Origin of the sequence: Stenotrophomonas sp. 2619 (genome assembly GCF_040548725.1) — a bacterium.
Taxonomy (GTDB): domain Bacteria; phylum Pseudomonadota; class Gammaproteobacteria; order Xanthomonadales; family Xanthomonadaceae; genus Stenotrophomonas; species Stenotrophomonas maltophilia_AP.
Window position 1 is genome coordinate 20,045 of record NZ_JBEPSF010000028.1, and the last position, 7,712, is coordinate 27,756.

Below are 7,712 nucleotides of genomic sequence, written 5' to 3' on the forward strand. Positions count from 1 at the left end.
ACCGGGCATCGCCTCGGCACGCCGTCTGCGGCACAGTGGCCCTACCCCTGTCACAACCGCGCCCCCGGCGGCGTCCTCCCGTCATGACCCCGACCGATACCTTCCAGACCCACCGCCCCCGCCTGTTTGCCCTGGCCTACCGGCTGCTGGGCAGCCGCAGCGACGCCGAAGACGTGGTCCAGGACGCCTGGCTGCGCTGGCAGGGGGCCGACCTCGCCACTATCCGCGACCCCGAAGGCTGGCTGGTGACCGCCACCACGCGCCTGGGCCTGGACCGCCTGCGGGCGCGGCGCAACGCCCGCATTGAGTACGTCGGGCCGTGGCTGCCCGAGCCGCTGGAGATCGCCCTGGACCCGGATCCGCTGCACGACCCGGCCCAGCGGCACGCGCTGGCCGACGAGGTGTCGATGGCCTTCCTGGCCCTGCTGGAGCAGCTGGGGCCCGACGAGCGCGCCGCCTTCCTGCTCAAGGACGTGTTCGATTACGACTACCCCGACATCGCCCCCCTGCTCGACCACAGCCCGGCCAACTGCCGGCAGTTGGTCCACCGCGCCCGCCAGCGCCTGCAGGCCGGCAAGTCCCGCTTCGCGGTCAGCGCCGGGCAGCACCGCGACCTGCTGACCCGCTTCATGGACGCCTCCCAGCGCGGCGACCAGGCGGCCATTCTGTCGCTGCTGCATGCCAATGCCGAGATGGTGTCCGATGGCGGCGGCCGGGTCACCGCGGCCATCCGCCCGTTGCTCGGCGCCGAGCGCATCGCCCAGTTGTACTGGGCGATCGCGCGGCGCAACGGGGCGCACCCCGCCCGCATCGGCTACGTCAACGGTGAACCGGCCATCCTGCGTTTCCAGGGCAACCAGCTGCACTCGGTGACCCTGGTCAGCATCGACGGCGACCGCATCGCGCGGGTACTGAGCGTGCTCAATCCAGAAAAACTTACCGCACTTGTCACAGCGCGCGACGCGGGCGCGTCCTCCTGATGAAGACGGCCAACGGGGCCGTCATGGAGTCCACCATGTCCGCTTCTCCCCGCGTTCCTTATTTCCGCCTGGCCAACGAGGCCATCAAGGGCCTGCTGGCCACCAGCAAGGCCGTGCATGACAGTTCGATCGACCCGACGTTGATGGAGCTGGTGTTCCTGCGCGTGTCGCAGATCAATGGCTGCGGTTACTGCATGGACATGCATGGCACCGCGCTGCGCAAGGGCGGTATCGAGCCGCGCAAGCTGGACACGCTGCCGGCGTGGCACGAAAGCCGTTTCTTCGACGCCCGCGAGCGCGCCGCCTTGGGCTGGGCCGAAGCGTTGACCCGGTTGCCCGATGGCGCGCCCTCGGATGCGGCCTTCGATGCATTGGCACCGCATTTCGATGAAAAAGGCATCAGCGACCTGAGCGTTGGCGTGGCGGTGATCAATGCATGGAACCGTCTCGGTGCAGGGTTGCTGCCGCCACTGCCGTGATCACCGGAAGGCTGGCAACGTCACCGACGTACGACGCCTTGCGACACGCCTGAATCGCAGCCCTACGACGCACGCCATCGGCGTGCGTCGTACCTGACCCCCTGCCGGCCCGGAGCCAGCTCGCTTGCGTCAGCGGTGAATGAGTCCGTCAATTGCCACCAGGCAACCGCGCATTTGTTTCTATGACGCGTCGAAATGCGCCGCCATGAGGTTAGGTTCCGGCTCCCCCCTCCGGCCGGATGTCCTGCATGCCCGTAGTCCGTTGTCGTCAATCGACGCGCTCCCCCCAGACGTGGATGCCGTCGTTCATTCTTGCCACCACGCTACTGACGGCCCTGCCGGTGATGATCATCATCGAGTGGCCCGATGCCTACGACGCACGCCTGTTCGCCGCATTGGGGCTGATGACCCATATGGGGCTCGCCGCCTGCGCGTGTTGCCTGCCGGGTTGGCTGTGCGGCCGCATTGCGCCGCTGTCGTTTGCCGCCACGCCGGTGACGTTGGCGATGGCAACCGCCTGGATTCTGCTCGTGCTGGTGAACATGCGGGTGTTCCAGTTGTTCGGGTTCCACCTCAACGCGCTGGTGCTGGCGTTGCTGGTGCAAGGCGGGCTGCTGCAGCAACTGGGACTGACCCTGGGGGCGTGGGTGGGCGCTGCCGGCCTGGGACTGGGCCTGCTGTTGCTGCTGGGTGTGCTGGTGCGCCACCTGCACCGTGTCCAGCGCCACTGCCTGGCGCCACGCTGGCTTGGCGTGCTGCTGCCGCTGGTCCTGGTCACGCAGGGCATGGCCATCTGGTTCGATGCCCGGGGGCGCAACGATGCACTGTCAGCCATCGAGGCCGTTCCATGGGCACACACGGCCACCGCGCGACGCCACATGGTGAACTGGGGGCTGGCGCCTGCCGACGGCAACCGACCGCCTTCCGGCACCGCCCAGGCAGGCACCCCGGTCCATCCACGTTCGCCCCTGCAGTGCAACGCCGATGCACCGCTGAACGTGCTGATGATCGTGGTGGACTCGCTGCGGCATGACATGCTCACCCCGGCGCAGATGCCGCACACGTTCGCCTTTGCACAGCAGGCATGGCAGGCGGAGCGTCACTACAGCACCGGCAACAACACCATGCACGGCCTGTTCGGCCTGTTCTACGGCATGCCAGCCCTGCATACCAACACGATGATCCGCCACCGACGCGGGCCCGAGCTGGTGCGACAACTGGACCAGCACGGCTACGACTTCCACCTGTATGGCGGCGCGTCGCTGCACGGTGCCCGCCTGGACCGTGCGGTGTTCGCCGAGCTGGAGGCACCCCTGCATACCGCGCCGGCCGATGTCCCCCAGGACCGGCGTGACCGCCACGTCACCGAGCAGCTTGCCCACGCCATGCAGGCACAGCCTGCCGGCAATCCGTTCTTCGGCTTTCTGTTGCTGGACAGCGCCCATACGCCTTACGCCGTGCCCGCCGGTGCCGAGCAGCGCTTTCTTCCCCAGGCCAGCGCCGGCGACCACCTCAAGGTGACGCGCCGGACCGATCCGACGCGGCTGTTCAACCGTTACCGCAACGCCATCCTCAAGGCCGATGTTCTGGTGGGACGTACGCTCGCCGCGCTGGAGGCGTCGGGACTGGCCGAGCGCACGGTGGTGATCATCACCAGTGACCACGGCGAATCCTTCAACGACCTGGGACGCAACGATTGGGGCCATAACAGCAACTTCAGCGATATCCAGGTGCGCGTGCCCCTGCTGGTGCGCTGGCCCGGCCGCGCCGCCGGCGTCGAGCCAGCGACCACCAGCCACATGGACCTGGCACCGACCCTGCTGCGCCATCTGCTGTCCTGCACGACGCCGATCGAGCACTATTCGGTCGGTCGTGACCTGTTCGGCCCGCTGCCCCCGGACCGGCCCGTGCTGGTGGAATCGTGGACCTCGCGCGCGGTGCGGTTCGGCGACGCCACCTGGCTGCTGCGTCCCTATGGCATCGAAGCCCGTGATGCCCGCTACCAGCCCATCACCGGGGCCACGCCCGATGCGGAGGTGAGTGCGGCACTGGTCGCGCAGATGCAGGTGCCGCAGCCACCGCGGGAGGCGGACGGCGCGCCGTGAGGTCCGGATCCTGATGCACGGGTGGAACGGCGCGGCTTCGCACGGTGCGGCGGGTCGAGCAGCGGTGGGCGCATGTGGCGTGGCGTGCATCGCATTCATCCCTCCGCCACGGCGCGGGCGCGCACAATGGCGGCATGCCTGCTTCCCCCGCTGCCGGTGCGCCCGGCCAGAAGAACCCCAGCCTGCGCGAACGCTTCCAGGCGATGCGCAACCTGCCCCCGTTCCTGCGCCAGGTGTGGCAGACCAGCCCCGCCCTGGCCAGCGCCAGCCTCGGCCTGCGCCTGATCCGTGCGTTGCTGCCGGTGGCGATGTTGTACGTGGGCAAATTGATCATCGACGCGGCGTTGCACCTGAGCCAGCACGAGGCGGGCTTCCCGCCGTTCGGCCAGGCGCTGTCCAGTGGCCTGCTCAATCCCCTGCTGGGCCTGCTGGCGCTGGAGTTCGGCCTGGCGATCGTCTCCGACCTGCTGGGCCGCGCGGTCAACTACGCCGACAGCCTGCTCTCGGAACTGTTCACCAACGTCACCAGCGTGCGGCTGATGGAGCACGCGGCCGAGCTGGACCTGGAAGATTTCGAAGACCCCGACCTGCAGGACAAACTGGACCGCGCGCGCCGCCAGACCATGGGCCGGATGAACCTGATGAGCCAGTTGTTCGGCCAGGTGCAGGACGCCATCACCGTGGCCAGCCTGGCAGTGGGCCTGCTGGTGTACGCGCCGTGGCTGATCCTGCTGCTGGGCGTGGCGCTGGTGCCCGCCTTCATCGGCGAATCGCACTTCAACGCGGCCGGCTACTCGCTCAATTTCCAGTGGACGCCCGAGCGCCGCCAGCTGGATTACCTGCGCCAGATCGGGGCCAGCGTGGAAACCGCCAAGGAGGTGAAGATCTTCAACCTCCACCGGTTCCTGATCGAGCGTTACAAGTACCTGGCCGACAAGTTCTTCCATGCCAACCGCGCACTGGCCCGCAAGCGCGCGTTCTGGGGCACGCTGCTGGCCGCGCTGGGCACACTGGGCTACTACACCGCTTACGCCTACATCGCCTGGCGCACCGTGCGCGGCGACTTTTCCATCGGCGACCTCACCTTCCTGGCCGGCAGCTTCCTGCGCCTGCGCCAGCTGCTGGAGGGCCTGCTGATCGGGTTCTCGCAGGTCGCCGGGCAGGCGCTGTACCTGGACGACCTGTTCTCGTTCTTCCAGATCCAGCCGGAAATCCACTCGCGCACCGATGCGGTGGCGATCCCTCAGCCGATCACCCAGGGCTTCGTGTTCGAGAACGTCGGTTTCCGCTACCCCGATGCCGAGTCGTGGGCCGTGCGCCACCTGGACTTCGAACTGCGTGCCGGCGAAGTGCTGGCCCTGGTCGGCGAGAACGGCGCCGGCAAGACCACCCTGGTGAAGCTGCTGGCGCGCCTGTACGACCCCGACGAGGGCCGCATCCTGCTCGACGGCCGTGACCTGCGCGACTACGACCTGGACGACCTGCGCGCCAACATGGGCGTGATCTTCCAGGACTTCGTGCGTTACAACCTGAGCGCGGGCGAGAACATCGGCGTGGGCCTGGTGGAAGCGATGACCGACGATGCGCGGATCCGCGACGCGGCCCGCCGCGGCATGGCCGACGAGGTCATCAACGCCCTGCCCAACGGCTATGACCAGCTGATCGGCCGCCGCTTCAAGCAGGGCGTGGACCTGTCCGGCGGGCAGTGGCAGAAGATCGCCATCGCGCGGGCCTACATGCGCAACGCCCAGGTGATGATCCTCGACGAGCCCACCGCCGCACTGGATGCGCGCAGCGAGTTCGAGGTGTTCCAGCGCTTCAAGGAACTGTCCGACAACCGCACTGCCGTGCTCATCTCGCACCGTTTTTCTTCGGTGCGCATGGCCGACCGCATCCTGGTGCTGGCCGGCGGCCGGATCGAGGCCAGCGGCACCCACGCCGAGCTGATGACCCAGGGCGGCCGGTATGCCGAATTGTTCGAGCTGCAGGCGGCCGGATACCGCTGAAACCCCCTTCCCCCCGCCGCTTCCCGGCCAGTCAATGAGAATTTATCTCATTTGAGATAAACTGGCCGGGACAAAACAGATCAGACCCCACCCCCATGTCTTCCGCTTTCGGCGCCGAAACGGTGCTTGAGGTCCGTCACTGGACCGACGCCTACTTCAGCTTCACCACGACCCGCGACAGCGGTTTCCGCTTCGAGAATGGCCAGTTCGTGATGATCGGCCTGGAAACCGAAACGCGGCCGCTGCTGCGTGCCTACTCGATCGCCAGCGCCAACTGGGAAGAGAACCTGGAGTTCTTCAGCATCAAGGTGCAGGACGGCCCGCTGACCTCGCGCCTGCAGCACATCCAGCCCGGCGACAAGGTGCTGGTTGGCAAGAAGCCCACCGGCACCCTGCTGATCAGCGACCTGCACCCGGGCAAGCACCTGTACCTGCTGGGCACCGGCACCGGCCTGGCGCCGTGGCTGTCGGTGATCAAGGACCCGGAAACCTACGAACGCTTCGACAAGGTGATCCTCACCCACGGCGTGCGTTACGAAAAAGACCTGGCCTACCGCGACCTGTTCGAAAAGGAACTGCGCGAGCACGAGTTCCTGGGCGAGATGATCGGCGACAAGTTGCTGTACTACCCGGCCGTCACCCGTGAGGCATTCCCCAACCAGGGCCGCCTGACCTCGCTGATGGAAAGCGGCGAGATGCAGAAGACCCTCGGCCTGCCGCCGCTGGACCCGGAAAACGACCGCGCCATGATCTGCGGCAGCCCGCAGATGCTGGCCGACCTGCGCACCGTGCTGGACAGCCGTGGCTTCCAGACCTCCCCGCGCATCGGCACCCCCGGCCACTACGTCTTCGAGCGCGCGTTCGTCGAGAAGTAACCGCGCCCGCGTAGCGGATCGCCCCGCCTGCGCCGCCCGTAGAGCCGGGCTCTGCCCGGCTGATCGACCCACCTGCCCCCCCTGGTAGAGCCGGGGCTCTGCCCGGCTGATCGACCCACCTGCACCCCTTGGTAGAGCCGGGCTCTGCCCGGCTGATCGACCCACCTGCCCCCCTGGTAGAGCCGGGCTCTGCCCGGCTGATCGACCCACCTGCCTCCCCCGGTAGAGCCGGGCTCTGCCCGGCTGATCCACCCACCTGCCCCCTGGTAGAGCCGGGCTCTGCCCGGCTGATCGACCGACCGCCGCCCCGGCCGGGCAGAGCCCGGCGCTACGGGATGGTCGACCCACCACCGCGCAAGCCGGGCAGAGCCCGGCGCTACGGGCTGATCGACCCACCACCGCGCCAGCCGGGCAGAGCCCGGCGCTACGGTTTGGCCGCCCCGATGAAGATTCTGCCCGGGCGGGCTATATTCCGCTCCAGCCCGGCAATGCGCCGGCGCGCCAGCCCGGAATGCCACGATGATCAGGAAGATCCGCCGCGCCCTCGCCTGCCTGCTGCTCGCCATGAGCCTGGTCGCCAGCGCCGCCGCGCCCACCACGCCTTCGCCGAAGGCTGGCGATATCCCGCCGCAGATCCTGGGCAAGGATCGCCAGGGCAACGTGGTCGACCTGGCCAGCCAGCGCGGCAAGGTCGTCATCGTCACCTTCTGGGCGTCCTGGTGCGGCCCGTGCCGCAAGGAGCTGCCGGTGCTGGGCCAGCTGCAGAAGGTGATCGGACACGACGCGCTGCAGGTGTACGCGGTGAACCTCAAGGAACCCCGCGCCGATTTCGCCGCCATCGCCCGCAGCCGCAACGCGCCGCCGCTGGACTACATCCACGACGCCAAGGGCGTGGTCAGCGACCAGTACGGCATCCAGGCCATCCCGCACATGTTCATCATCGGCCACGACGGCAGCATCGCCCGCGTGCACCGCGGCTACTCCGAACAGAGCCTGCCCGACATCGTCAACGACATCCTCGCCCTGCTGCCCGAAGACGTCCGCAACCGCCAGGCCGGCGGCTGACTCCCGCCGCGGTAGAGCCACGCCATGCGTGGCTGGGACATGTGGCCATCGCGTAATGCGAGGAGCCGGCCAGCGGCCGGCACTACCGGGACGTATTGCCGGCCGGTATCAGCCGGCCAGTGCGGCTTCGATTCGGACGATCCGGGCACACAAGCCGGTAGAGCCACGCCATGCGTGGCTGGGACATGTGGCCATCGCGTAA

6 protein-coding genes are annotated in these 7,712 nt (G+C 68.1%); all 6 read left to right on the forward strand.

All coding sequences use genetic code 11. The annotated features are described in order from the left end of the window. The first annotated feature begins 83 nt into the window (after window positions 1–83). The 6 genes from ABIA71_RS20440 to ABIA71_RS20465 all read left to right on the forward strand — a co-directional run bounded on the left by ABIA71_RS20440 (window position 84) and on the right by ABIA71_RS20465 (window position 7,510). On the forward strand, window positions 84–980 hold the full coding sequence (locus ABIA71_RS20440; RefSeq protein ID WP_354287751.1) for an RNA polymerase sigma-70 factor: 897 nt from the start codon (window positions 84–86) through the stop codon (window positions 978–980). A 35-nt stretch (window positions 981–1,015) separates the two neighbouring features. Continuing rightward, complete coding sequence (locus ABIA71_RS20445) at window positions 1,016–1,459, forward strand: carboxymuconolactone decarboxylase family protein (protein WP_354287753.1); 444 nt, start codon at window positions 1,016–1,018, stop codon at window positions 1,457–1,459. A gap of 248 nt (window positions 1,460–1,707) precedes the next feature. Next, window positions 1,708–3,564 (forward strand): sulfatase-like hydrolase/transferase, encoded by a 1,857-nt coding sequence (locus ABIA71_RS20450; protein WP_354287754.1) that lies wholly within the window; start codon window positions 1,708–1,710, stop codon window positions 3,562–3,564. 134 nt (window positions 3,565–3,698) lie between these two features. Beyond that, window positions 3,699–5,570 carry an ABC transporter ATP-binding protein gene (locus ABIA71_RS20455; protein WP_354287755.1) on the forward strand — a complete coding sequence of 624 codons (1,872 nt, stop codon included), beginning with the start codon at window positions 3,699–3,701 and terminating at the stop codon, window positions 5,568–5,570. Window positions 5,571–5,665: 95 nt separating this feature from the next. After that, window positions 5,666–6,445 carry a ferredoxin--NADP reductase gene (locus ABIA71_RS20460; RefSeq protein WP_137189893.1) on the forward strand — a complete coding sequence of 260 codons (780 nt, stop codon included), beginning with the start codon at window positions 5,666–5,668 and terminating at the stop codon, window positions 6,443–6,445. A gap of 519 nt (window positions 6,446–6,964) precedes the next feature. After that, window positions 6,965–7,510 (forward strand): TlpA disulfide reductase family protein, encoded by a 546-nt coding sequence (locus ABIA71_RS20465; RefSeq protein WP_354287757.1) that lies wholly within the window; start codon window positions 6,965–6,967, stop codon window positions 7,508–7,510. The last annotated feature ends 202 nt before the right edge of the window (window positions 7,511–7,712 follow it).